This window comes from Nonomuraea sp. NPDC049655, from assembly GCF_044465465.1.
Lineage (GTDB): Bacteria > Actinomycetota > Actinomycetes > Streptosporangiales > Streptosporangiaceae > Nonomuraea.
The window spans coordinates 460784-485829 of sequence record NZ_JBITLS010000001.1 but is presented as its reverse complement, the minus strand read 5'-3'; the positions used below and the strand labels follow the sequence as shown (position 1 = coordinate 485829).

At 73.5% G+C, this 25046-nt stretch carries 19 protein-coding genes (1 of these 19 cut by a window edge); 15 read left to right on the top strand and 4 right to left on the bottom strand.

The window, feature by feature from the left end; all coding sequences use genetic code 11:
• Positions 1 to 9: 9 nt before the first annotated feature.
• From ACIBQ6_RS02175 to ACIBQ6_RS02165, 3 genes are all read right to left on the bottom strand, one after another.
• Positions 10 to 1425 carry an OmpA family protein gene (locus ACIBQ6_RS02175; protein WP_397209757.1) on the bottom strand — a complete coding sequence of 472 codons (1416 nt, stop codon included), beginning with the start codon at positions 1423 to 1425 and terminating at the stop codon, positions 10 to 12.
• Between the two features lie 264 nt (positions 1426 to 1689).
• Positions 1690 to 2346: a CBS domain-containing protein gene (locus ACIBQ6_RS02170; RefSeq protein ID WP_358303075.1), complete on the bottom strand. Its 657-nt coding sequence runs from the start codon at positions 2344 to 2346 to the stop codon at positions 1690 to 1692.
• A 190-nt stretch (positions 2347 to 2536) separates the two neighbouring features.
• Positions 2537 to 3064: a hypothetical protein gene (locus ACIBQ6_RS02165; RefSeq protein ID WP_397209756.1), complete on the bottom strand. Its 528-nt coding sequence runs from the start codon at positions 3062 to 3064 to the stop codon at positions 2537 to 2539.
• A 341-nt stretch (positions 3065 to 3405) separates the two neighbouring features.
• Between ACIBQ6_RS02165 and ACIBQ6_RS02160 the strand changes: the two genes are divergently transcribed.
• From ACIBQ6_RS02160 to ACIBQ6_RS02130, 7 genes are all read left to right on the top strand, one after another.
• Positions 3406 to 4155, top strand: coding sequence for a hypothetical protein (locus ACIBQ6_RS02160; protein WP_397209755.1), 750 nt, complete (start codon positions 3406 to 3408; stop codon positions 4153 to 4155).
• 1 nt (position 4156) lies between these two features.
• Complete coding sequence (locus ACIBQ6_RS02155; RefSeq protein WP_358302734.1) at positions 4157 to 4666, top strand: hypothetical protein; 510 nt, start codon at positions 4157 to 4159, stop codon at positions 4664 to 4666.
• Positions 4663 to 5175 carry a hypothetical protein gene (locus ACIBQ6_RS02150; protein ID WP_352328891.1) on the top strand — a complete coding sequence of 171 codons (513 nt, stop codon included), beginning with the start codon at positions 4663 to 4665 and terminating at the stop codon, positions 5173 to 5175. Before ACIBQ6_RS02155 ends, ACIBQ6_RS02150 begins: the two co-directional genes overlap by 4 nt.
• 9 nt (positions 5176 to 5184) lie before the next feature.
• Positions 5185 to 5358 (top strand): hypothetical protein, encoded by a 174-nt coding sequence (locus ACIBQ6_RS02145; RefSeq protein ID WP_397209754.1) that lies wholly within the window; start codon positions 5185 to 5187, stop codon positions 5356 to 5358.
• 18 nt (positions 5359 to 5376) lie between these two features.
• Positions 5377 to 5919 carry a hypothetical protein gene (locus tag ACIBQ6_RS02140; protein ID WP_358302728.1) on the top strand — a complete coding sequence of 181 codons (543 nt, stop codon included), beginning with the start codon at positions 5377 to 5379 and terminating at the stop codon, positions 5917 to 5919.
• Complete coding sequence (locus ACIBQ6_RS02135; RefSeq protein ID WP_387676384.1) at positions 5916 to 6308, top strand: MauE/DoxX family redox-associated membrane protein; 393 nt, start codon at positions 5916 to 5918, stop codon at positions 6306 to 6308. The genes ACIBQ6_RS02140 and ACIBQ6_RS02135 overlap by 4 nt, the downstream gene beginning before the upstream one ends.
• A 71-nt stretch (positions 6309 to 6379) precedes the next feature.
• Entirely contained in the window at positions 6380 to 7456 is a 1077-nt protein-coding gene (locus ACIBQ6_RS02130; protein WP_397209753.1) for a hypothetical protein, read from the top strand.
• A 31-nt stretch (positions 7457 to 7487) separates the two neighbouring features.
• Here ACIBQ6_RS02130 and selD read toward each other — a convergent pair whose 3' ends face one another.
• On the bottom strand, positions 7488 to 8480 hold the full coding sequence (gene selD, locus ACIBQ6_RS02125; protein WP_397209752.1) for a selenide, water dikinase SelD: 993 nt from the start codon (positions 8478 to 8480) through the stop codon (positions 7488 to 7490).
• Positions 8481 to 8607: 127 nt separating this feature from the next.
• Between selD and selA the strand changes: the two genes are divergently transcribed.
• The 8 genes from selA to ACIBQ6_RS02085 all read left to right on the top strand — a co-directional run.
• Complete coding sequence (selA, locus tag ACIBQ6_RS02120; protein WP_397209751.1) at positions 8608 to 9918, top strand: L-seryl-tRNA(Sec) selenium transferase; 1311 nt, start codon at positions 8608 to 8610, stop codon at positions 9916 to 9918.
• A gap of 311 nt (positions 9919 to 10229) precedes the next feature.
• The gene (locus tag ACIBQ6_RS02115) at positions 10230 to 10703 is read left to right on the top strand and encodes a DUF6463 family protein (RefSeq protein ID WP_397209750.1); all 474 of its coding nucleotides are present in this window, start codon (positions 10230 to 10232) and stop codon (positions 10701 to 10703) included.
• A gap of 114 nt (positions 10704 to 10817) precedes the next feature.
• A complete protein-coding gene (locus ACIBQ6_RS02110; protein ID WP_397209748.1) occupies positions 10818 to 12107 on the top strand; it encodes a phosphatase PAP2 family protein in 1290 nt (429 codons plus the stop codon).
• 587 nt (positions 12108 to 12694) lie between these two features.
• A complete protein-coding gene (locus tag ACIBQ6_RS02105) occupies positions 12695 to 14185 on the top strand; it encodes a thioesterase domain-containing protein (RefSeq protein WP_397209747.1) in 1491 nt (496 codons plus the stop codon).
• Positions 14182 to 18792, top strand: a complete 4611-nt coding sequence (locus ACIBQ6_RS02100; RefSeq protein ID WP_397209746.1) for an amino acid adenylation domain-containing protein — start codon at positions 14182 to 14184, stop codon at positions 18790 to 18792. The genes ACIBQ6_RS02105 and ACIBQ6_RS02100 overlap by 4 nt, the downstream gene beginning before the upstream one ends.
• Entirely contained in the window at positions 18789 to 24218 is a 5430-nt protein-coding gene (locus ACIBQ6_RS02095; RefSeq protein ID WP_397209745.1) for an SDR family NAD(P)-dependent oxidoreductase, read from the top strand. The genes ACIBQ6_RS02100 and ACIBQ6_RS02095 overlap by 4 nt, the downstream gene beginning before the upstream one ends.
• Entirely contained in the window at positions 24215 to 24430 is a 216-nt protein-coding gene (locus ACIBQ6_RS02090; RefSeq protein WP_397209744.1) for an MbtH family protein, read from the top strand. The genes ACIBQ6_RS02095 and ACIBQ6_RS02090 overlap by 4 nt, the downstream gene beginning before the upstream one ends.
• Positions 24423 to 25046, top strand: the 5' end (the start) of a protein-coding gene (locus ACIBQ6_RS02085; protein WP_397209743.1) for an amino acid adenylation domain-containing protein. 2517 nt of this gene lie beyond the right edge of the window; the window shows 624 of its 3141 coding nt (coding positions 1–624); it begins with the start codon at positions 24423 to 24425; its stop codon lies off the right edge, out of view. The genes ACIBQ6_RS02090 and ACIBQ6_RS02085 overlap by 8 nt, the downstream gene beginning before the upstream one ends.

The following is a 25046-nucleotide window of genomic DNA, read 5'->3' as shown; positions in this document are numbered from 1 at the left end:
GGAGCGGGCTCAGGACAGGGGCACCTGCAAGGGGCGCCAGGTGGCCACCTTGACGGTCAGCGCGTCAGCCTGGGCGGGCAGGGCGTACAGCGACCAGAACTCCTTCGTCTCCCCCGCCTCGAAGCTCGTCGCCGACAGTGCCACCCCGGAGGTGTTCGTGCACGCGCAGTACGTGCCCGGCTCCTCGCCCTCGGCCACGATCACGCGGGCCGGGCGGTACAGGCGGCGCGCGGCGGGGTCGGTCACCTGGATGTTCGTCGCGGCGTGGTGCTTGAAGGCGTTCCAGTCGTCGGCCCAGTTGAGGTCGTGGTACCACGCCTCGCCGTCACCCCTGCTGGTGATCGTGTAGCGGAGCAGGCCCAGGTCACCGGGCATCCGGCGGAAGGACGTCACCTTCAGGTCGAAGGGCACCCCCTTCGCGCGCACGGTCGCCGTCGTCCCCTCGCCCTCGGGCAGCGGGGACGCCGTGGTGCCGGCGGCCGGCACGTCAGCCGGCGCGGGCTTGGCGAACGTGATCGTCACCCGGCGGTTGCGGCGCCGTCCCTCGTCGGAGCTGTTGCTGTACAGCGGGCGGCGGGAGCCGTATCCACGGGCCCTGAACGTCACCTGGTCGCGCGTGATCAGAGGCACGAGGGCCCGGCGCACCGCCTCCGCGCGGCGGCGGGACAGCGGCTCGTTGACGGCGTCGGTGCCGGAGGAGTCGGCGTGGCCGTCGACCTCGATCGTCGTGTCCGCGGACGTGTCGATGAGCTCGGCCGCATTGGCCAGGACCGTGCGGGCGCGCGGCGTGAGCGTCGCCTTGTTCAGCGCGAACAGCACGTCGGAGGAGAGGCTGACCTTGAGGTCGGCGCCGTCGTCGGTCGTCTCCTCGGTGCGGTCGAGCGACTGGGACGGCGTCTCGATGAGGTGGCTGACGGTCTCGACCTGGGACGCGTCAGGGTCGGGCAGTCGCTGACCGGGCGGCGGCACGGGCGGGTCGTCGCTGACCGGGACGTCGACCATCGGCGGCCCGATCGGTGTGACGATCGTCGTGGTCGCCGGGTTGCCGGACGGCGCGGGCAGCACGGCGTAGACCGTCAGCGACTCGCCGGGGTCGATGATCGCTTCGAGGTCGTCGCGGTCGGGGTCGCTGCACAGGCATTCGCCGTCGGCGGGTTTGTACGGCATGAGCCATCGATGGGCCGGGGCGTCGAGCACCGCGATGCCGGCGGGCCCGCGCCACTTGAGCGGCCGCATCGGGTCGGCGAGCGGCGCCTGCCAGTGCAGCGGCTTGCCGATGCCGGCGGACAGGCGCAACTGCACGATCAGGTGCCTGCCGCCGACGCGGTTGAGCCCGACGAGTTCGGCCTTGTAGTTCGGCTCGACGGTCCCCTGGACGGCGGCCAGCGCGGGCCGGGTGTCGCCGCCGCCGGACGTCGCGCTCACACTCGCGGAGGGCGAAGGAGCGCCGGCCGAAGGCGCGGGAGGCGGTGCGGTGGTCCCGCTCGCCGAGGGCGCGAGTGGTGGTTGACCGCATCCGGCAGCTGTCAAGGCGAGGGCGGCCAGGGCCATGATCCGGATACGCATGCCGGGCATTGTGCCATGACCACCTCAAAGGCGATCAGTCAAGGACATCGTGGACGGACGCCCGCTCCTCGCCGAGCGCCCCCATCGCGCGCCCGGTCACGGGCGGCGCAGCGCTCCCCCGGTCTACCGCGGCGGCGGAACACTGACCAGGTCGTCGTGGTCGGCGGTCACCTCGCCGGTGACGTCGACGACGCCCTCGACACCGCGCACGGCCTCCATCGCCGCGATCGCCTGTGACCGGCGTTCCACGCGCCCGCCGAGCTTCACCACGCCCTGCTCGATCTCCACGGAGATCGCCCCGGACGCCGGGAGCACGGCCCGGACCTCGGCCTCCAGCTCCGCCCGCGGGCGGGCGAAGACGCGCAGCACGTCGCGCTGGTGCAGGGTGCCGACGATGCGCCCGCTCGCCGGGTCGATCACCGGGAGCTGCTTGATGCGCCGGTCGTGCATGATCCGGGCCGCCTCGCGCACGGACGTGCCCGGCGTGACGCTGATCGCCGGGGTGGACATGAGCCGGCCCGCGGTGACGGCCGTCGCCCGGTGGTGCTCGTCCCGCCGGCGGTGGGGTTCGTACATCGACACGCTGTGCCGTACCGGGTCGATCTCCTTGAGCAGCAGGTCGTCCTCGGAGACCACGCCCACCGGGCGCCGGTCGGCGTCTATCACGGTGACCGCGCCCACCGCGTACCGTTTCATCGCGTTGAGGACGTCGGCGAACGACGCGTCCGCCAGCACGGCGATGGCCACCCGGCCCATGACGTCCTTGACCTCGATCGACATGGTGTACCTCCTTGCCCCTCTCTCTCCATCCTGCTCCTGTCCGGACCGGTCCACGCAGGAGCGAACGTCCCGGGCGGCTGGGCCGAAGGCACTCACGTGACGGGGCTTTCGTCCCTGCGTAACCGGCACGGCCCACGGTGACGGCGGAACGCCCACCCCGGGGTGCGGGGTGGGCGTCCGCGTCCGGGCACTACCTGAGCCAGGCGTTGCGGCGGACGATCGGCAGGTTGCCCAGCCCGAGCGTGGCGCCCGCGCCGGCCAGGGCCAGCCCGATCAGGACGATGGCGTAGACGATGTGCTCGTCCAGGAACGGGTTGTTGGCCAGTGGGAGCTCGGCGGCCCACATCAGGGTCAGCATGAGCGTGCCGGCGACCGCCGCGATCCGGGTGCCGACGCCCAGCACCAGCGCCAGGCCGATGCCGGCCAGGCCGGCCATGAACAGCCAGTCCACCCACGCCTGACCCGCCAGGGTCGAGAACAGGCCGCCCAGCGCGTTCTCACCGGCGCCCTTGAGGAAGCCCGTCGTCGGGCTGCCGCCCGCGATCCACGCCTTGCCCGCCGGGGTCGCGAACCCCCACCCGAACGTCTTGTCCAGGAACGCCCACAGGAAGATCCAGCCGATCGCGATCCGGGCGACGGCCCAGACGTAGTCGACCGGACGGCGGCCGGCGGCGGTGATGCTCGAGTAGGTGACGGGCCTGTCGATCGTGGCGGCCATGACGATCCCCTTTCAGCGATGGTTCGTCGTTCTCTTCCGCGCCTCCATCGCACCGTTTTCCGCGCGCCGCGGGCAGTGTCCTACGACCGTCGGCCGAAGGACCTTGGTCCTCACCGCCGTGCCGCCGCGGTGGCCGCGACCCCGTCTTCGGTGACCCGGTAAATGACGAAAATATGGCCATTTACCGACGCCGAAGTGACCGGGCCGTAATGGCACCTTTCTCCCGAACTTTCCCACGGAAAAACGTGTGGATCTTGTGTCTTGACCTGGGTGATGGCGCGTGTAAGGCTTCGAGCCAAATGATCTAGCGCCCGCGATCTGCCACGAAAGGCTGGGGCTTAATGGCGCATTTATCCTCTCTTCGTACCGTCAAGAATTCTCTCCTCCAACTGGAGGTCGAGGACGCCGAGGCCGCCTCGCTGGCCTCCTGGACCGGTCACGTCCGCTACACCCCGAAATACGGGTCGCGGAAGACCACCGCGGAAACCTGGGGGCTCGAACTCGCTCCCCTGTCCTCCCTCACGGCAGGCGTCAACTCGGTCCGCGGACGCGAACGAGAGCGCTTCTCCCTGGCGGGCGGCGAGGTCGTCGTCTACGACTGCGAGGACCCGTCCGACGCCAGGTGGGCCGCCTGGCTCGGCCCCTGGCACATGGCGCACGGGCTCTTCTACTCCCCCGAGTGGGAGTCGGCCGACATCGTCGACATGTTCAGCCGCGTGACGTGGCAGGACACCCCCGAGGGCATGATGGCCGACGGCGGCAAGCGGTTCGACGTCTCCATGGAGCTCTACGCGATCTCGATCGCGGGTGTGGGCACCATGACGGTCGAGCCGAAGCAGGCGGGGATCAACCGCATTCCCAAGTGGCGGGGCTACGGGGCGCCCTCGGGCGAGCTGTGGCGGCTGCCCGCGCCCCCGTCCGACTCGGTGGCCCCCTTCCTGCTGGTCACCGACACCGCCATCGTCACGCTGCATCCCTGGAACGCCCCGAGCTACAACAAGGCGGGCGTGGCGGCACGCGCGGGCGCGGGCACCCCGGAGACCGCGGCCGACTTCCTGAACAAGGTCAAGCGCGTCGAGTGGCGGGCCTGACGTGGAACCGCTGACCGCGGTGGTCATCATCCTGGCCGTCCTGGTCGCTCTGCTGTTCGCGGCGGGGGCCGGACTCTACCGGCGGGTACGCGAACTGGAACTGGCCACCTACAACGGGGTCGGCGTGCGCTTCGCCGCGGCCGGGTCCGAGGCCCAGGCGAACGGGCTGGGCGTGCCCGGCGCCACGACCATGGTGATCAAGGTCAACCGTCGCTGCCCCATCTGCGACGACGTCCTGCTCGCCGCCGCCGGGATGGCGGCCGGCCTGCCCTCGGACCTGTCGTTCACCGTGTTGTCGGACGACCCCGGGTTCGACAAGTCCCTGCCCGATTCCATCCGGGTGATCAAGGACCCGGCGATCTGGCGCGCGGCGAGCGTGCCCTACAGCCCGGCCCTGCTCGTCGTGGACGAGAACGGCGTCGTGGTGTTCACGGCTCCGGTGGGGTCGGGAGAGGCGCTCACGGAGATCGTCGACCGAGCGGTCGCGAACAGAAAGGGAGTGAAGCTGTGAAGGCCGAGAAGCGGACCTCGATACTCGACCAGATACCCAGCGCCGAGGAGATGCCCGAGCAGGCGTTGCCGACGCGGGTGGGCGCCACGCGCGAGGGCTGGAGCAGGCGGCGCGTGCTCGGCATCGCCACCGGCGCCGCCGTGGCGACCGGGCTGGGCGTCCTCGACCTCCTGCCCTGGTCGAAGCCGCGCGGCGCGACGGCCGCCGCCTACACCGCGTGGGAGACCTGCCACGGCTTCGCCGACGCCGGTTCCGTCTGCGTGCCGTCCTCCGCGCTCTACTCGGGCAACTGCTCCGGCTCCTGGCACCGCAACGACGGCGCGTCCGGCACCTGCTACAACCTCCGCTACACCCACAACCCCTCCAGCTGTGACGGCAACAACGCCTGGAAGTGGTACGGCGGCGGCACCACCAGCACCCGCCGCATGTGCTCCGACGGCTGGTACGAGTACCACGACTGCGGCGGCGGCAACGTCTCCCGCTTCTCCATCTGCCGTACGGCGATCTGACCTGAGTTCATGAGCGACTCCACCACCAGAAAATCCGTCCGCCTGCTGGTGCCCGGACTGGCACTGATCGCGGCGGCGGAGGCCCTGGTGCTGTGTTCGAGGGTTGCGGGCGCGGACACGAAGGGCTTCACCTGGCTGGTGGCCGCCCTCGTCGCCGGCTTCTCCCTCTCGGGCTCCGTTTGAAGCCTGAACAGCGCCTGGGTGCTGTCCTCGTCGGTCCGGCGGGGTGCTGATGTCGCCGGCTTCATCGCCGGATTGTTCGTGGGAGCGGGCGCCGTCACGTTCGTGCTGGTGGTCGTCGGCTCCGTGCTGCGGGCTCCGTTCCCCGCAGTGGTTCTGCAGATCATGGTCGCCGCGGCTGCGGTGATCTTCCTGCTGCGCGAGCTGGACGTGTTGTCCTTCCCGTTGCTCCAGAACGCGCGGCTCGTGCCGCAGTTCGTCACCAGGATCCCCTTCTGGGGCGCCGTGCAGTTCGGCGCCGAGATGGGCACGGGGATGCGCACGTACTCGCCGACAGGGCTGCCGCACATCATGGCGGTGGCGATCCTGTTCCTGGCGTCCTGGCAGGAGGCGCTCCTGGCGGGCGCCGGCTTCGCGGCGGCGCGGGCGATGATGCTCCTGACCTTCGCCCTCGCGCGGGACCGGATGGAGGCGGACACGGCGTTCTCCTTCACACTGCCGAAGATGAAGGTCCTGTTCGTCGTGCTCGCGGCGCCCGTGGTGGCGATGCTGGTGATCGGATGATCGCCCTCGTCGCCCGCTACGGGCTGGGTCTCGTCCTGGTGCTGGCGGTGCTCGGGAAGGCGCGCGACCTCGGCGCCTTCCGGAGCGGCCTGGCGGCCTTCGGGCTCCATGGACGGGTGGCCCGGGCGGGCGCCTTCACGGTGGTGACCGTGGAGGCGCTCGTCGCTCTCGCCGCCTTCTCCCCCGTCGCCGGCGACGTGCTGGTGGGTGTGGCCGGGACGTGTCTGGGCCTGTCGTTCACGGTGGCGCAGACGTATCTTCTGGTCATGGGCGAGCAGGCGGCTCCCTGCCTGTGCTTCGGCGCCGCGGAGCGGGCCTCGGCCCGCACGTTCGGCCGGGCGGCGCTGGTCCTGCTGATGGGGCTGGCGCTGTGGGGCGCCGCGGTCTGAGAACCGGCCCGACCCTCCGCCGGCCTCGTCGGGTGTTGCAAGTGAGGCGTCCACGACGGAGGGTTGGGCCGGTGACCGACGACGGGTTCGGCGAGAAGGTCATGAGCGATCGGCTGCGCACGTGGCGACGGCTCCGCGGGCCGGCGTTCGTCCCGCGCAGGGCGCTGGTCGCCGGGTCGGCCGCCGTCATGGTGGTCGTCGGCGGTCTCGCCGTCTTCCATGCGCGTTCGCCCGCCGGTCCGGACACCGGCGTGACGGTGGCCTCGCCGCCGCACGTCGTCCGGCCGCCCGCCCAGGCGCCGGCGCTGCCCGTCACCGGCCCGGCCGGGCGGGGCGTCCTGGTGTACACCGCCTGCCAGTCGCAGTGCCCCACCTTCCTGCTGCTCGCCGACGGCCGGCAGTTCCTGCTGGGCGCGCGGACCGTCAGCCCGCCGGGCAACATCACGCTCTCCCCCGACGGGCGCTGGCTCGGGCGACCCGTCAGAGGCGGGTACGAGGTCAGAGACCTGCTGGGCGTCGCGGTCCACCGGCTCGAACCGCCGGCCGGCGGCGGCGCGGACAGCGCGTACAGTCCATGGGCGTGGTCGGCGGACTCCCGGCGGCTGATCGTCGGCTACCACGCCAGCGGGGACGTGCGCTCCTACCGGACGCTGGAGCTCCCGAGCGGCCACGCCCGCGAACTCGACCTGCCGCCCGGACGGGAGCCGGTCGGCCTGCCGCCGTCGGGCGAGCCGCTCCTCCTCGACACCGGACGGCACGACAGGCCGCCGCTCGACCGGGTCACGCTGGAGCACGCCGGCACCGGCCGCGCCCTCACCCTGACGTCCGGCGCGGGCGTCCTCAGCGACACCGACCACGGGCTGTCCGTGCAGGTGAGCGGTGAGCGGATCTTCACCCTGGAGTACTCCGGCGACCGGATCACGGTCCTGGAGTTCGACGTCACGGGACGGCAGGTGGCCCGCCTGCCGCTGCCGGTCGGCCGGTTCCCGGTCGGACCGGTGGACGGCGGCTTCGCCGTCGTCCAGGTGCCCCAGGACCAGGTCCGTGGGCGGCAGGAGCTGGCGGTGCTCTCCCCGTCGGGCGGCCGGCCGCTGTTCGACGTGCCCGGCCTGGCGGCCGTCGTCCTGCCGGGCGGGGCCCGGCACTAGGCGGCCGCGGGGCTGCGCCCGGCGTCGGCGTTCAGGGACGGATGACGACGGTGTGCCCGGTGTGCTCGATCAGCTCGCCGACCACCGGGGCGCCGGGGATCTCCCCGGCTACCAGCAGCCCCCCTGAGGTCTGCGCGTCGGCGAGCAGCAGCAGGGTCTCCTCCGGGACGTCGCCGGGGTCGAGATGCGGGGCCACCCAGTCGAGGTTGCGCCGCGAGCCGCCGGGGACGAACCCCTCCTTCACGGCCTGCGCCGCGCCGTCCAGCATCGGCACGGCCGAGGCGTGCAGCACGGCGGTGACGCCGGAGGCGCGGGCCAGCTTGTGGAGGTGGCCCAGCAGGCCGAAGCCGGTGACGTCGGTGGCGCAGCGGATCCCGGCGGCCACGGCCTGGCGCGAGGCGTCCGCGTTCAGCCGGGTCATGGTCTCCACGGCGTGCGGGAACACCTCGCCGGTGTTCTTGTGCCGGTTGTTGAGCACGCCCAGGCCGAGCGGCTTGGTCAGGGACAGCGGCAGGCCGGGGCGCCCGGCGTCGTTGCGCAGCAGCCGGTCGGGTTCGGCGACGCCGGTGACGGCCAGGCCGTACTTGGGTTCGGCGTCCACGACGCTGTGCCCGCCGGCCAGGTGGCAACCCGCCTGGGCGGCCACCTCCGCGCCGCCCCGCAGCACCTCGGCGGCCAGGTCGTAGGGCAGGAGGTCGGGGGGCCAGCACAGGAGGTTGAGCGCGACCACGGGCCGCCCGCCCATGGCGTAGACGTCGGAGAGGGCGTTCGCCGCGGCGATGCGGCCCCAGTCGTAGGGGTCGTCGACCACCGGGGTGAAGAAGTCGGCCGTGCTGATGAGCACGGATCCGTCCTGGGTGCGGACCACGGCGGCGTCGTCGCCGGATTCCAGCCCCACCACGAGCTCCGCCTCGGGATCTCGGGGGAACGGCATGCGTGCGTCGCCGAGCAGCGATTCCAGGTCCGCCGCGGGGATCTTGCAGGCGCAGCCGCCGCCTTGGGCGTACTGCGTGAGCCTCTTCATGATCACACCTTAGGGCGATCACGGCCGCCATGATCGCTTTTCTGGCGGTTGATCATATGATGCCTGATCGGCCCCGGTACGAGACCTGGAGACACCGTGCTTCTCACGCCGAACGGACGTCCCTAGCATGACCGACCATCGTCGATCCATCCCGCGGACGGACACGCTGCTCGCCGACCCCCGGCTGGTCGAGGCCCGGCGGCGGTTCGGCCACGCCCAGGTCAAGGCCGTGATCGTCGCGGCGCAGCGGCGGGCCAGAGAGGGCCAGCTCGCGCCGGAGGACGTCCTGACCGCGGCGCTGGCGGCCCTGCCCGCCTCCGCCGCCGGCCTGCGGCCGGTGATCAACGCCACCGGCGTGCTGCTGCACACCAACCTGGGCCGCGCCCCGCTGTCGGACGCCGCCCGCCAGGCGGTGCAGCTGGCCGCCGGGGTCACCGACGTCGAACTCGACCTCGACACGGGCGACCGGGGCAGACGGGGACGTACGGCGCTGGCCGCCCTGTCCGCCGCCGTGCCCGCGGCCGGGGCGGTCCACGTCGTGAACAACAACGCGGCGGCGCTCGTGCTGGCGGCCACCGCGCTGGCGGCGGGCGGCGAGATCGTGGTCAGCCGGGGGGAGCTGATCGAGATCGGGGACGGCTTCCGCCTTCCCGACCTGCTCGTCTCCACGGGGGCCCGGCTGCGCGAGGTCGGCATGACCAACCGCACCGCCCTGGCGGACTACGCCGACGCGATCGGGCCGCGGACGGGCCTGGTGCTGAAGGTGCACCCGTCCAACTACCGGATCGAGGGGTTCACGGCCGACGTCCCGGTGTCGCGGCTGGCGGCGTTGTGCCGGGAGCGGGGTGTCCCCCTCGTCGCCGACGCCGGCTCGGGGCTGCTGGCCCACGAGCCGCTGCTGCCCCGCGAGCCCGACGTCACGAGCTGGTTGACCGAGGGCGCGGACCTCGTCACCACCAGCGGGGACAAACTGCTCGGCGGCCCTCAATGCGGGCTGCTGTTCGGCCGCGCCGACCTCGTGGACCGGCTGCGCCGCCATCCCCTCGCCCGCGCGCTGCGGGTGGACAAGATCACGCTGGCGGCGCTGGAGGCCACGGTCGCGGGCCCGCCGACGCCGACCTGGGAGAGCCTGCACGCCGATCAGGCCACGCTGCGCTCCCGCGCCGAGGACCTGGCGGCCCGGCTGCGCGACAAGGGGATCGACGCCGAGGCCGTCGACAGCCGGAGCGTGGTCGGCGGCGGGGGCGCGCCCGGGCTGTCCCTGCCGAGCGCCGCCGTCGCGCTGGACCGGCGGGCGGCCGCGGCCCTGCGCCGGGCGCAGCCGCCCGTGCTCGCCCGGGTGGAGAACGGCCGCTGCCTGCTCGACCTGCGCGCGGTGCCGTCCGGCCACGACGGCACGCTGCTGGCCGCCGTCCTCACCGCGTGGCCGCAGGGCTGACCGGGCCCGCCGTGGACGACCGCGGCGGCGCCGCGCCCGGGTAGCTCCGTGCCACCAGGGCCGCGTCGTTCCCACCCGGCCGAGCAGGGCGGAACCGCGGTTGCGCTGGAAGGGCAGGCCGACGCACGTCAGGCCGGGCACGGGGCTGACGCCGCCGGAGTGCAGCGGCACGCCGCCCACGCCCGCGGCCTGTCCTTCCCCGAGGCCGAGAGGGCGCTCGCATGAGGCCGCCGGAGACCGCCCCGGGAGAGGGAGCGGCATCCCCCTCGCGGGGGAGCACACCGGACGGCTCCCGGGAAAGGCTGGCAGGCATGAGCACCTCCTCCCCGCTCGCGACGGCCACACCGCCGGACCGGCTCACCATCTGGGCCGGGCGAGCCATGGTCTTCATCGCCCTGGCGCACACCGCCGTGTTCGCCCCCCTCGCCCCGTGGGCGAGCTGGCTCGCCGGAGACCTGCGCGACGGCCTCGCGGACGGCGACTCGCAGGCGGTCTTCTGGGCGCTGCCCGGCGGGTTCGTCGTGGTGCTGGCGCTGCTGGGTCTGCTGGTGGCGCGGGCGGGACGGCAGGGACAGCAGGTTCCCGGATATGTCGGCTGGGCGCTCCTCGCCTGGGGGGCCATAGGCGTCGGCCTGATCGGAATGAGCGGTTTCATTACCGCGATCGTGCCTTCCGGGCTGCTCATCGCGGCGAACGTCATCGCGGTGCGGGAAAGGCGCGACCGGCGTGCCGTGCGCGGCGGCCATGATCGTCCCGGCGGCATCACCCGACGTCAGACCCCCTGAGAGGGCGCGATGCCTCGCTGCCGTTCCGGCGGGCCCGATTTCGGACGTGTCGTTATCGGGTTTTCGCTTATTTGGCCGCTTAACGGCCTTGAGGCGGCATAGTAATTTTCTCAAATGCCTCAATCACGTGGTAGGCGACGGCCGGTCATCGCACGATGGCTGGCCGTCCTCGTCATCGCCGCCGTCATCCCGGCGGGACCGGGCGCATCGACCGCGTACGCGTCGGGCTCGCAACCGCCCGAGAACGCCGTCGTCGTCTGGGACCGCAACGCCCAGACCGCCATCTGGGACGTCGCCGGCCAGCAGCCGCAGGTCCAGGCGCGCAGCTTCGCCATGGTGCACGGAGCCGTCTACGACGCGGTGAACGCGATCGCCGGCACCCCTTACCAGCCGTACCTGACCGCGCCGCGGGCCGACGGCGGGGAGTCGACGGAGGCCGCCGTCGCCACCGCGGCCTTCCGCGTGCTGAACAAGCTCTTCCCCGCCCAGCAGGCCCGGCTGACGACCCAGTACGACGAGTACCTCGCCACGATCGCCGACGGCGGCGCGAAACGACGCGGCGTCGCCGTGGGCGAGCAGGCGGCGGCCGCGATGATCGCCGCCAGGGAGAACGACGGCGCGTTCGGCGACCAGACCTGGCCGATCGGCACCCACCCCGGCCAGTGGCGGCCGACGCCGCCCACGAACGCCTCGGACGGAGCCTGGGTCGGCGACCTCAAGCCGTTCCTCATCCCCAGCGCGTCGATGTTCCGCACCTCGGGCCCGCCCGCGCTGACCAGCTCCCGCTACGCCAAGGACGTCAACGAGCTGAAGCGGATCGGCGGTGCGGACAGCACGGTCAGGACGCAGGACCAGACGCAGGCCGCGATCTGGTGGCACGACCGGCACCTGGCCGAATGGGAGATCAAACGCCGGCTCGCCACGACCCGGCAGCTGAACCCGCTCCAGGCGGCCCGCATGTTCGCCATGGTCGACCTGGCCGAGGCCGACGCCACGACCGCCTGTTACAACGAGAAGGCGGCGTGGGCCTTCTGGCGGCCGGTGACGGCGATCCGCCTGGCCGACACCGACGGCAACCCCCGCACCACGGCCGACCCCGACTGGACGCCGCTGCTCGTCACCCCGCCGCACCCCGACTACACCTCCGGGCACACGTGCTTCACGGCGGCCAGCATGTCGGCGCTGACCCACTTCTTCGGCAGGGACGACATCCCCTTCAGCGGCTACAGCTCCGACTCGGGCACCACCAGGAGCTTCCGCGGCTTCTCCCACGCCCTGGCCGAGGTCATCGAGGCCCGCGTGTGGGGCGGCATCCACACGCGCACGGCGGACGTGCAGGGCGCGAAGATCGGCGCCCAGGTCACCGCCTACATGGTGAGGCACTACTTCCGGCCGAAGCGGTGAGGCCGGGCGACCCGCCCGCCCGCCGCTGAGACCGGAATCGCAGTGATCTCGAGACCTCCCCGTGCTCGTCGCGCACGGGGAGGTCTTCCTGATCCCGGCCCTGACAGGACGGGGGCCGACGGCTGTCAGCACCCCGCGAGGCCGCTGCCAGCGGGATGACCGCCGATCTGACCGATATGGAGAATCGGACCCGACTCAATCAGTCAATAGGGACAGAGACCCCTTCAAACGACAGGACCGAAACCCTAATTACGGGCATTCCATAGAGGGACAAGATCATCACGCAGGGTGGCAGAACCCCAGAACGCGAGGGCGGGCAGAGATCATCCGCCCAGCCGGGGAGGTCCACCGCCCGTAGACACACCCACCGGAAGCGGGTTTTGTCGATGGCCGAAACCAGCATTCCATCATTGGTTTAAATTTCATCCCTTGACTGACTTTCGGACAAAATAATAGGAATGGCGTGGCTTCAGCCGTGAGCCGCCCCTCGCCAGGTCGAACCCTGACGAGCGGCCCATCTTTCCTGCTGCCCGCGCGACGACCTCGCCCGGCGCGGCAGACCTGCCGGAGGGTGACTTCGCGTCGCGATGCCAGAAGAACAGCCGCTGTCCGAGACACCGTTCGCCTCGCTGACGCGATACCCGCCCGGCGCTCGGACCCTCTTCTGCCTCCCCTACGCCGGTGGGGACGTCACCGCCTTCTGGGCGTGGCGGCAGGCGTTCGACGGCGTCCTGGACGTGCGGGTGGCCATGCTGCCCGGCCGGGAGGGCCGGATGGCCGAGCCCGGAGCCCTCTCTCCCGAGCTGATCGCCCGGTCCATCGCCGCCGCCGTCGCCCGGCAGCGCACGCCGTACTCGATCTACGGGCACAGCATGGGCGGCCGGGTCGCCTTCGAGGTGGTCCGCGAGCTGCGGCGGCTCGGCGTGCGGGCGCCCGAATGCCTCTACGTCGGCGCCGCGCACCCGCCGGAGCGCCAGGAGACGCTGGGACGGTGGACGGGCCTGGGCGACGAGGACCTGGTCGACGAGATCATCCTCCGGCTCGGCGCGCCCGCGGAGTTACGCACGCAGCCCGAGGTGAAGGCCCTGCTCATCCCCGCGCTGCGGACGGACATGGAGTGGCTGCGCCGCTACCGCTTCACCCGCCAGGAGCCCCTGGACGTGCCCATCGTCGCCTTCGCCGGCGCGCACGACCGGGAGGTCACCCACCCGACCATGCTCGCCTGGGCCCGCCACACCTCCTCGACCTTCCGCCTGCACACGCTCGACGCCGCGCACCTCTTCCTCGCCACGCACGGTGAGGAGGTGGCGCGGACGATCGCGGCCGGCCCGGAGCGGAGCCTGGCCGCGGACGAGGTGCACGTGTGGCTGGCCGACCTCGACGAACTGCCCGAGGTGTGCGCGTCCCTCGACGAGCTGTCGCCGCGGGAGGCGGCGCGCGCGGCCAGGTTCCGGCAGGAGGACGGCCGGCGCGGCTTCGTCGGCAGGTCGGTGCTGCTGCGGCGGCTGCTCAGGGAGTATGGGGTCGAGCCGGGCCTCGCCGAGCCGTACGGCCGGTCCGGCGGCCTGCCGTACGGCGGGACCGAGCTGACCTACAGCGTCGCCCAGTCGGGCGGGCTCGTGCTGGTCGCGCTGACGACCGGCCGGGAGGTGGGCGCCGACCTGGAGCGCTTCCGCCCGCCGGCGGACGAGCAGACGTTCTTCGAGCGGATGCTGGACGAGCGGGAGCGCGACGAGTTCGCCGCGCTGCCCGAGGAACTGCGGTTGCACAGCGCGTTGCGCACGTGGACGGCCAAGGAGGCGCTGCTGAAGGCGTCCGGTGACGGGCTGCGGGTGGATCCGGCGCGGTTCGGGTTCGCCGGGCAGCTTCCGGGCCGGACGTGGGTGCCCGAGGCGTCCCTTGAAGTGGGCCCGGAAGTGGACGCTGAGGCGGAGTGGCTGGCGGGGTGGCGGGTGACGCACCTGCCGCTGGGCCGGGCGATGGCCGCGATCGCCCTGCGCGCGCCGAGCTTCCTGCTGCGTTTCGAGACGGTACGGCGAGGCCGGCTGGTACGGCCGGGTGTGGAGGCCGCAGGATGACACTCCTCAGCAGTCTGATCACGGCTCAGGCCGCGCGGACCCCGGACGCCCCGGCGGTCCGGCAGTGGGAGAACGTGCTCACCTACGCCGAGCTGGTCGAGCGGGCGTGGGCGCTGGCGGCCCGGCTGCGCGAGCTCGGCGTCGGGCCGGAGGCGCGGGTGGGGTTGTGCACCCGCCGCACGCCGCTGATGCCGGTGGCGGTGCTGGCCGTGCATCTGGCGGGCGGGGCGTACGTGCCGCTGGACCCGGGGCATCCGCGCCGGCGGCTGGATGAGGTGCTGGCGGACGCCGGGATCGCGGTGGTCGTCGTGGACGAGCGCGGCCACGAGCTCCTGGACGGCTGCGCCGCCACGCTCGTCGACGCCTTCCAGCCGGGCCCGGCCGAACCCCGGGAGAGCGGCGCCGTCGCGGGCAACGCGGCGTGGGTGATCTACACCTCCGGCTCCACCGGACGGCCGAAGGGCGTGGTGGTGAGCCACGCCAACGCGGTCTTCTTCGTCACCGCGACCGTCGCGCGCTTCGGCCTGGACGCGAGCTGCAGCTCGATGGCCTTCTCCGCGCTGGGCTTCGACGCCTCGATCATGGACATGGTGCTCCCGCTGACCGTCGGCGGCTGCGTGCAGCTCGTGCCGGACGAGGACCGCGTGGACCCGGCCCGGTTGCAGCACTTCCTGGAAGGGCACGACGTCACCTGGGGCTACCTCCCGCCCGCGCTGCTGCCGCTGGTGGACCCGAGCCGGCTGCCGCACCTGCGGGACGTGGTGACGGCGGGCGAGCCGCCCCCGCCCGAGCAGGTGGCGCGCTGGTCGGCGCACACCCGTTTCCACAACCTGTACGGCCCGACCGAGCTGACCGTCGTCGTGGTGGGCGGCGAGTTCCACGGCGTGTGGGAACGTCCGCTGCCGATCGGCCGGCCGTTGACCGGCTGCCGGGCGTACATCGTGGACGAGGACATGAACGAGTGCCCGCCGGGCGTCCCCGGCGAGCTGCTGATCGGCGGCCCGCAGGTCAGCCGCGGGTACCTGGACCGGCCCGCGCTGACGGCCGAGCGGTTCGTGCCCGACCCGTTCTCGGACGAGCCCGGCGCGCGGCTGTACCGGACCGGCGACCACGTGGCTTGGCAGGAGGACGGCCAGATCGCGTTCATGGGCCGCCTCGACCGCCAGGTCAAGGTCCAGGGGCAGCGCGTGGAGATCGGCGAGGTGGAGACGACGCTGCGCGCCCATCCCGGGGTGCGGCAGGCGGTGGTGGACTTCGCGGGCGAGCTGGTCGCCTACGTGACGCCCGAGGACGCGCCCGACCTGGCCGCCCTGCGCGAGGACCTGGCGGTGCGGCTGCCGCCGTACATGCTGCCGACCAGGCTGGTCCGGCTGCCGCTCCTCCCGCTGAACGCCTCGGGCAAGGTGGACCTGGCTGCCCTGCGGGCGCAGTCGCAGCGGGAGCGGGGAACGGCGAGCGGGCTGGCCGGGATCTGGGCGCGGGTGCTGGAGGCGCCCGTCCCGGACGACGAGGACGACTTCTTCCAGCGCGGCGGCCACTCGCTGCGGGCGATGCGGCTGGTGGCCGCGGTGCGCGCGGAGCTGGGCCGGGTGGTCTCGGTCCAGGACGTGTACGAGGGCCGGACCTATGGCGCGCTGCGCGCGCTGGTGGCGGGCGCGGAGCGGGCGTCCGCCGCCGCGCCGCCCACCGGCAGCCCGGCCGCGTTCTCCCCCGCCCAGCGCCGGATGTGGTTCGTCGAGCAGCTGGCGCCCGAGTCGGCCGCGCACAACATCGCGATGGCCGAGCGGATCCGGGGCCCGCTCGACGTCGCCGCGCTCCGCCGGGCGCTCACCGCCGTGGTGGCGGCCCACGAGGCGCTGCGCTGGCGGGTGGCCTCGCGCGACGGGATCCCCGACGTGACGGTCGCGCCGCCGCGCGAGGTGCCGCTGCCGATCGACGACCTCTCCCCCGCCGAGCTGGACGCGGCCCTGCAGAAGGAGGCGCGGGAACGGTTCGACCTGGCCGCCGGGCCGCTGTTCCGGGCGCGGCTGCTCCGGCTGGCCCCTGACGAGCACGTGCTCTGCCTGACCGCGCACCACCTGGTGTTCGACGGCTGGTCACAGGACGTGCTCTTCCGCGGCCTGTCGGCCGCCTACCGCGGGGAGCCGGTCGAGGCGGGCGAGCACACGTTCGCCGACTACGTGCGCTGGCTGCGCGCGAACGGCGACGGCCAGGCGCTGGGCTGGTGGCGCGAGCGCCTGCACGACGCCCCGCTGGTGCTGGACCTGCCCAGGGACGCGGCCAGGCCGCCCGCGCAGACCTTCCGCGGCGCCGCCGTCCGGGGCGAGGTGGACGCGGAACTGGCCGGCCGGGTGGCCGAGCTGGCGGCGGAGCTCGGCACCACCCCGTACGCGGTGCTGCTGGCCGCCTTCGGACGCCGCCTGGCCACCCTGGCGGGACGGGACGACCTGGTGGTGGGGGCCGCCTACGCCGACCGGCCGCACGTGGCGTTCGAGTCGCTGGTGGGGATGTGCGTGCAGGTCCTGCCGCTGCGGCTGCGCCCCCGGGGCGACTTCGCCGGGCAGGTGACGGCGTGCGCGGCCGAGCTGAACGCCGCGATCAGGCACCGGGACGTGCCGCTCGGGCAGCTGCTGGAGTCGCTGCGCCTGCCGCGCGACCTGAGCCGCAACCCGATCACGCAGGTCATGTTCAACATGTACAACTTCGCGCAGGCCCATCTGGACCTGGACGGCTGCGCCAGTGAGACGCTGCGGCCGGGGCTGCCCGGGGCGCTGTTCGACCTGACGATGTACGTGGGCGAGCAGCACGGCGGCTACGCGCTGGAGCTGGTCTACAACCCCGACCTGTTCTCCGCCGAGCGCATGACGGCGCTGGTCGACGGCTATGTCGAGCTGCTCGGCGAGTCGCTGACCGGGCAGGTGCGACCCGAGCCCCCCGAGGCCGCGCTGCCGGCCTGGGACGGGCCCGGCCTGCTGGAGCTGGCCGGCGACGCGCACGCCGGGGCGCGGCGGCGGACCGAGGCGGCGCTGCGCGGCGCGGGGGTCGAGCCGGGGGCCGTGGTGGCCGTCGTCGCCTCCCGGGTGCCCGAGCTGCCGGGGGTGCTGCTCGGCGTGCTGGCGGCGGGGGCACGGTGGGTGGTGATCGACTCGGCCTATCCCGCCGCCGTCCAGGAGCGGCAGATCGCCGCCGCCGGAGCGCGGGCGGTCCTGCGGGACGACGCGGTCGAGCTGCGCGAGGGCGGCGCCCTGCTGCCGGGTCCCGGCTACCTCTCGATGACCTCGGGCACCACGGGCGACCCCAAGGCGGTGGTCACCGGCGAGCGGCCGCTGGCCCATTTCCTGTCCTGGTACGTCCGCACCTTCGCCGTCGGGCCGCACGACCGGTTCGCGCTGCTGCACGGGCCGGCCCACGATCCGGCGCTGCGCGACATGTTCGTGCCGGCCGTGGCGGGCGCCGAGCTGTTCGTGCCCGAGCACGAGCTGGTCCGCGATCCCGGCAAGCTCGTCACCTGGCTGCGCGAGCACGCGATCACCGTCCTGCACCTGACGCCGCAGCTCGCGGCGATGCTGGCGGGCACCGGCGGCACGCTGCCCGACGTGCGGCTGGTCGGCGTGGGCGGCGACCTGTTCACCGGCGTCCAGGCGGCCCGGCTGCGCGCGCTCGTGCCCGATGCCCGGATCGTCGCCTTCTACGGCACGACCGAGACGCCGCAGGCGCACGCGTGGCACGAGCTCGCGGAGCCGTACCCGGAGGTCGTGCCGATCGGGCGGCCCGTCGAGGGCAGCGAGATCATCGTGGTGACGCCGGACGGCAGGCGGGCCGGTGTGGGCGAGCTCGGCGAGGTGGTCGTCCGCAGCCGCCACCTGGCCGACGGCTACCTGGATCCGGCGCTGACCGGCCGGCGCTTCGCCGGCGACCGGTTCCGCACCGGCGACCTCGGCCGGCGCAACCCCGACGGCACGATCACCCCGGCGGGGCGCGCCGACGACCAGGTGAAGGTGCGCGGCTTCCGGGTCGAGCTGGGCGAGGTGGAGGCCGCGCTCGCCGCCTGCCGGGACGTGCGCGCCGCCGCGGCCAGGGTCGAGGACGGCACGCTCGTCGGCTACGTGGTGCCCGCCCGGCCCGGCCTGGCGGCGCACCGCCTCCTGGACGAGCTGCGCGGCGCGCTGCCCGAGCACGCCGTCCCCAGCGAGGTGGTGGCGCTGCCCGCGCTGCCGCTGACGCCCAACGGCAAGGTGGACCGCGCCGCGCTGCGCGGCCGGCCGGTCGAGCAGCCGAAGGCCGGCGGCGGCCTCGACGGCCCCACCCAGAAGACGGTCGCCCAGGTGTGGCGCGCCGTGCTGGGCGTGCCGCGGCTCGGCCCCGACGACAACTTCTTCGAGATCGGCGGCCACTCGCTGGCCGTGGCGGCGGTCCAGGCCCGGCTGCGGGCGGCGACCGGCCGCGAGATCCCGATCACGGAGCTGTTCAGGCATCCCACGATCCGGACGCTGGCCGCTCATCTCGATGGCGCGGGCGGCAGTCCGGGGCTGGACCGGGCGGCGCGCCGCCTGGCCTCACGGCGAGACAGGTTGAGGAACCGCAACGAGAAGGGGATTGCCCCATGACGGACGAGCCCACGGCCGAGCCGATCGCGATCATCGGCTTGTCGTGCCGAGTCCCGGGAGCGGGTGACGCGCAGCAGTTCTGGCGCAACCTCGCCGACGGCGTCGAGTCGCTGACCACGTACACCCTGGAGGAGCAACGGGCGCTGGGCACGGCGGAGAGCCTGCTGGCCGACCCGAACTTCGTGCCGGCCGCCATGACGCTGGACGACTACGAGGGTTTCGACGCGGCGTTCTTCGGCATGTCGATCAGGGAGGCCGAGGTCCGCGACCCGCAACACCGGCTGTTCCTGGAGCTGTCCCACACGGCGCTGGAGGACGCGGGCTACGACCCCTTCCGCTACCCGGGCGAGATCGGCGTCTACGCCGGGACCGGGACGGACACCTACCAGTGGCGCAACATCCGCAGCAACGCCCAGGCCCACAAGAACGCCGGCTGGCTGGCGGTCATGGTGGGCAACCACGTCGACTACTGCGCCACGCTCACCTCCTACAAGCTCGACCTGCGCGGCCCCAGCTACACCGTGCACACCGCGTGCTCGACCGCGCTGGTGGCCTTCCACATCGCGTGCGAGGCGCTGCGCAACGGCGAATGCGACATGGCGCTGGCCGGCGCGGCCATGCTGGACCTGCCGCAGGGCGAGGGCTACATCTACGACCAGGACGGCATCGTCTCCCCCGACGGGCACACCCGCTCCTTCGACGCCGACGCCGGCGGCACGACCTGGGGCAGCGGCGGCGGCGTCCTGGTGCTGAAGCGGCTGTCGGAGGCGATCGAGGACCGCGACAACATCCGCGCGGTGGTCCTGGGCAACGCGATCAACAACGACGGCGCGGGCAAGGTCGGCTTCTCCGCGCCCAGCCTGGACGGCCAGGCCGCGGTGATCGCGCAGGCGCTGGGCGTCGGCGGCGTGGATCCCCGTACGGTCACCTACGTCGAGGCGCACGGCACCGGCACGGCGCTCGGCGACCCGATCGAGGTGGCCGCGCTGTCCAGCGTGTTCGCCCAGCACACGAGCGACACCCAGTGGTGCGGCATCGGCTCGGTCAAGAGCAACATCGGCCACCTCGGCCAGTCGGCCGGCATCCCCAGCCTGGTCAAGACGGTGCTGGCGCTGGAGAACAAGCTGATCCCGCCGACGTTGCACTTCAAGAGCCCCAACCCCAAGATCGACTTCCCGGCGAGCCCGTTCTACGTCGTCTCCTCGCCGACGAAGTGGGAGCGCGAGGAGTTCCCGCGCCGCGCGGGGGTCAGCTCGTTCGGCATCGGCGGCACGAACGCGCACGCCGTGCTGGAGGAGGCCCCGCCGCGCCCGTCGCTGCCCCGCGAGCGGCCCGCGCACCTGCTGAAGCTGTCGGCCAGGACGGAGTCGGCGCTGGCCGCCGCGCGCGAACGACTGGCCGCGCACCTGGCCGCGCACCCCGAGACGGACCTGGCCGACGCCGCGTTCACGCTGCGCGTGGGCCGCCGGGAGCTCAAGCACCGGGCCGTCGTCGTCGCCACCTCACCGGGCGACGCGGTGGCCGCGCTGTCCGATCCCAGGCGGACCGTCACCGGCGCCAAGCCGAAGCGACCGGCGCAGGTGGCCTTCCTCTTCTCCGGCCAGGGCGCCCAGTACGGCGGCATGGCCGCGGAGCTGTACCGCAACGAGCCGATCTTCCGCGAGGCGGTCGACGAGTGCGCGGCCGTCCTGGACGTGCGCGACCAGATCTTCGCCACCGGCGAGGAGGCCGACGAGGCGTTGCGGCAGACGTCGCTCACCCAGCCCGCCCTGTTCACGGTGGAGTACGCGCTGGCCAGGCTCTGGCTCTCGCTGGGCGTCGAGCCCGCCGCGATGATCGGCCACAGCATCGGCGAGTACGCGGCGGCCACCATCGCCGGCGTCTTCACCCTGCCCGACGCGATGCGGCTGGTCGCGGCGCGCGGCCGGCTGATCCAGGCGCTGCCGCCGGGCTCCATGCTGGCCGTGCAGCTCATGCCCGACGAGATCGCGCCGATGCTGCCCGACGACGTCTCCGTGGCCACCGTCAACGGCCCCGGCACGTGCGTCGTGTCCGGCCCGTCGGAGTCGATCGCGGAGCTGGCCGAGATGCTGGAGGAGGAGGGCATCGGCTGCACCCGGCTGCGCACCTCGCACGCCTTCCACTCGGCGATGATGGAGCCGATGCTGCGCGAGTTCCGCGAGCTGGTCGCGGCGGCCCGGCCGGCCGCGCCGAGCCTGCCGTTCCTGTCCAACGTGACCGGCACCTGGATCACCGCCGCGGAGGCCACCGACCCGTCCTACTGGGCCAGGCACGTGCGCGAACCGGTCCGCTTCGGCGACTGCGTCTCGACGCTGCTGGCCGACGGCGAATGGATCATGATCGAGTGCGGGCCGGGCCGGCAGCTGTGCGGCCTGGCCGGCACCCAGCTGGCCGCCGGCGCGATCGCCCCGCTGCCGTCGCTGCCCGGCCCGCGCGACCGGGCCGGTGACGTCGCGGTCTTCTCGCAGGCCGTGGGCGCGCTGTGGGTGCACGGCATCGAGCTGAACGACTTCGGCGCCCCCGGCTTCCGCGTCTCGCTGCCGGGTTACCCGTGGGAGCGGCAGCGCGCCTGGATCGACCCCGACCCGCAGGGCGCCTTCGCCGGCGGCGTCGCCCACCCGCAGCAGGCCGACGGCCCCCTGCCGCCCGAGCGGTGGTACGGCGTGCCCGTCTGGCACCAGGCGCCGGCCCGTCCGGGGACGCCGTCGCCGGTCACGCGCTGCCTGGCCTTCGTGGACGAGGACTCCGCCGCGCTGGCCGACGCGCTGCGCGCCTCCGGGGCCGAGGTGCTGGAGGTGCGGCCGGGCGCCGCGTTCGGCGCCTTCGACGGGCACTTCACGGTGCGGCCGGCCGTACGGGAGGACTACGACGCGCTGCTGGAGGCGGTCGGCGAGATCCCCGAGCGGGTCGTGCACGCCTGGGCGCTCACCGGCGGCGAGCAGACGTGGGCGGCGCAGGACCGCGGCTTCTTCGGCGTCCTGGGTCTCGTGCAGGCGCTGTCGGCGGCCCAGCCGCCGGGCGGGGTGCAGCTCGACCTGGTGACCGCGGGCACGATGGACGTCGTCGGCGGCGACCTGACCAGGCCGGAGCACGCCACGCTGGCGGCCTTCGCCCGGGTCGTCCCGCTGGAGACGCCGTGGCTGCGCGTCCGCCACATCGACGCGCCGGACGGGGACGCGAACCGGCCGGCGGCGGTGCGGGGCGTCGCCGCCGAGCTGGGCCGCGCGGCCGAGCCCGGCGAGGCCGGGTTGCTGGCCCCGGTCGCCCTGCGCGGCGGGAAGCGGTGGCTGCTCGGGTACGAGCAGGTGGAGGTGACCAGCGAGCCGGGCGAGCCGCGCGACGGCCAGGTGTACGTGATCACCGGCGGTCTGGGCGGCATCGGCGTCTCGCTGGCCGAGGACCTGGCGGCGCGGGCCCGCGTCGGCATCGTCCTGCTGTCCAGGAGCGGGCTGCCCGAAGGCCCGCCGCGGTCGGCCCGCGAGGCGCGCGCCGCCGAGGCGATCGGCCGGATGGAGGCCGCCGGGGCGCGGGTGCTGACCCTGGCCGCCGACGTGACCGATCCGGCGGACATGCGCCGTGTCAGGGACGAGACGCTCGCCGCCTTCGGCCGGGTGGACGTGCTCGTGCACGCGGCCGGCCTGCCCGGCGGCGGCATGGCCCAGATCAAGGAGCGGGAGGCGGCCGAGGCCGTGCTCCGGCCCAAGCTGCTCGGCACGCTGGCGCTGCAGGAGGCGTTCGGCGACCTGGAGCTGGAGGCCGTGGTGCTCTGCTCGTCGATCACCGCGGTGGCCGGCGGGTTCGGGCAGATCGACTACTGCGCGGCCAACAACTTCCTCGACGCGCACGCCCGCGCCGGACGAGGCTGGAACGCCGCCCAGATCGTCAGCGTCAACTGGGGCAGATGGCTGGAAGTCGGCATGGCGGTGGAGACCGCGGCGCCCGCCGGATTCGTCGCGTTGCAGCGCGGCGACCGGATCAAGGCGCTCGACCACCCGGTCCTCGACGCGCGGCACGCCGGCGAGATCGGCGGGCTCGACTGGTGCAGCGGCACGCTCTCACCCGGCACGCACTGGGTGCTGGACGAGCACCGCATCGCCGACGTGCCGGTGCTGCCCGGCACCGGCCACGTCGAGCTGGCCAGGACGGCCGCCGAGGCGGTGCTGCCCGACGGCGGGCTCGTCGAGCTGCGGGACGTGGTGTTCGTCGAGCCGCTGTCGGTGGCCGACGGCGCGACCGCCGAGGTACGGGTGCTCTTCACCCCGGAGGCGGACGGCGCCGAGTTCCAGGTGCAGAGCATCATCGGCGGCTCGCACCGCACCCACGCCAGGGGCACGGCGGCCAAGGTGAGCCCGCCGCCCGCCGACCGGGTGGACCTGCGCGCCGTCATGGACCGCTGCGTGTCCTCGGCGGACGAGCAGGGCGGCGTCCCGCTGTCGGGCCTGCTCACGCTGGGCGCGCACTGGCACCGGACGCTGACCGCCACGCATGTCGGGCAGCAGGAGGCGCTCGGCTTGTTCGAGGCCAACGACGCGCTGATGGCCGACCTCGACCGGTGGGGGCTGCACCCGGCCCTGCTCGACGCCGCCACCACCTTCAGCTGGGTCGCGGTCGAGGGCCACTACCTGCCGCTCGGCTACGGCCGCATCACCGTGTTCGGCAGCCTGCCCGAGGCGTTCTGGAGCCATCTGCGCATCACCAGCACCGACACCGACGAGGTGCTGGTCGTCGACGTCACGTTGATCGCGCCCGACGGCACGGTGCTGGTGCAGATCTCCGACTACGTCCTGCGCAGGATCGACACCGAGGCCGTGGTCTCCGGGGTCCGCTCCAGCGCCGGATCCCAGGTCGCCGCCCCGGCCGCGACCGCGGCCGCGTCGCCGGCCGGTGCCGACGACGCGGCCGGCATCAGGCCGGCCGACGGGGCCCTGTCCCTGCGCAGGCTGCTCGCCGCCCCGCTCGGCCCCCAGGTCGTGGTGGCGGCCAGCACGGTGGCCGAGCTCGTCGCCGGCGTCGGCTCGCTGACCCAGGAGACCGTCGAGAGCGAGCTCGATCCGGCGGCGGTCGCCGACCGGCAGGACAAGGCGCCCGCCGAGGGCTACGTCGCGCCGCGCAACGACGCCGAGGCCACGATCGCCCGCCTGTGGGGCGAGGTGCTCGGCGGCGACCACATCGGCGTCGACGACGACTTCTTCGAGCTGGGCGGCAACTCGCTCATCGCGGTGCAGCTGATCGCCCTGATCCGCAAGGAGCTCGGGGTCCGGCTGCCGATGCGCAACCTCTTCGAGGAGCCGACCGTGGCCGGGGTCGCGGCCCTGATCGACGCCGCCACGGCCGCCGCCCCCGAGCCCGCCCCCGCCGGGCCCGCCGCCCAGACCATCCCCCGCCTCCCCCGGAGTTCCGCATGAGCACAGAGACCAGCACAGAGACCAGCACGGACACCAAGGTCGTACGCAACGACGAGGAGCAGTACTCCATCTGGCCCGCCGGCCGGGACAACCCCTCCGGCTGGTACGACGCCGGTTTCTCCGGCACCAAGGACGCCTGTCTGGCGCACATCGAGCAGGTGTGGACCGACATGCGGCCGAAGAGTCTGCGAGAGGCCATGGACAGTGAGTGATGCCTTCCCCGCATCCTCCGGCCAGGAGCGGATGTGGTTCCTTTCGCGCTTCGAGCCCGATCTGGCCGTCTACAACATCGGCATGGTCATGCCGATGGCGGCCAGGCAGCCGGTGGACCCCCGCCGGCTGGAGCGGGCGATCGATCTGGTCGTGCGGCGTCATGAGGCGCTGCGCACCACGTTCGACTTCCGGGACGGGCAGGTCGTGCAGATCGTCCACCCCGGCGCGCCGCCCACGGCGCTGACCGAAACGGACCTGAGCCACCTTCCGCGGGCCGCCGCCGAGGCGGAGCTGGCCCGCCTGGCCAGGGCGGACGCGGTGCTGCCGTTCGACATGGAACGGGCGCCGCTGTACCGGGGCAGGCACGTCAAGCTGGCCGAGGACGACCTGCGGCTGGCCGTCGTCTTCGACCACACGATCTTCGACGGCGTCTCCTCCATGGTCTTCATGGACGAGGTGGAGGAGTGCTACGACGCGCTCGGCGAGGACCGGCCGCCGAAGCTGCCCGAGCTGCCGATCCAGTTCGCCGACTTCGCCGTGTGGCAGCGCGGCAGGTTGTCCGGCGAGTTCCTGGAGACCGAGCTGGTGCACTGGCGCGAACGGCTGGCCGGGGTG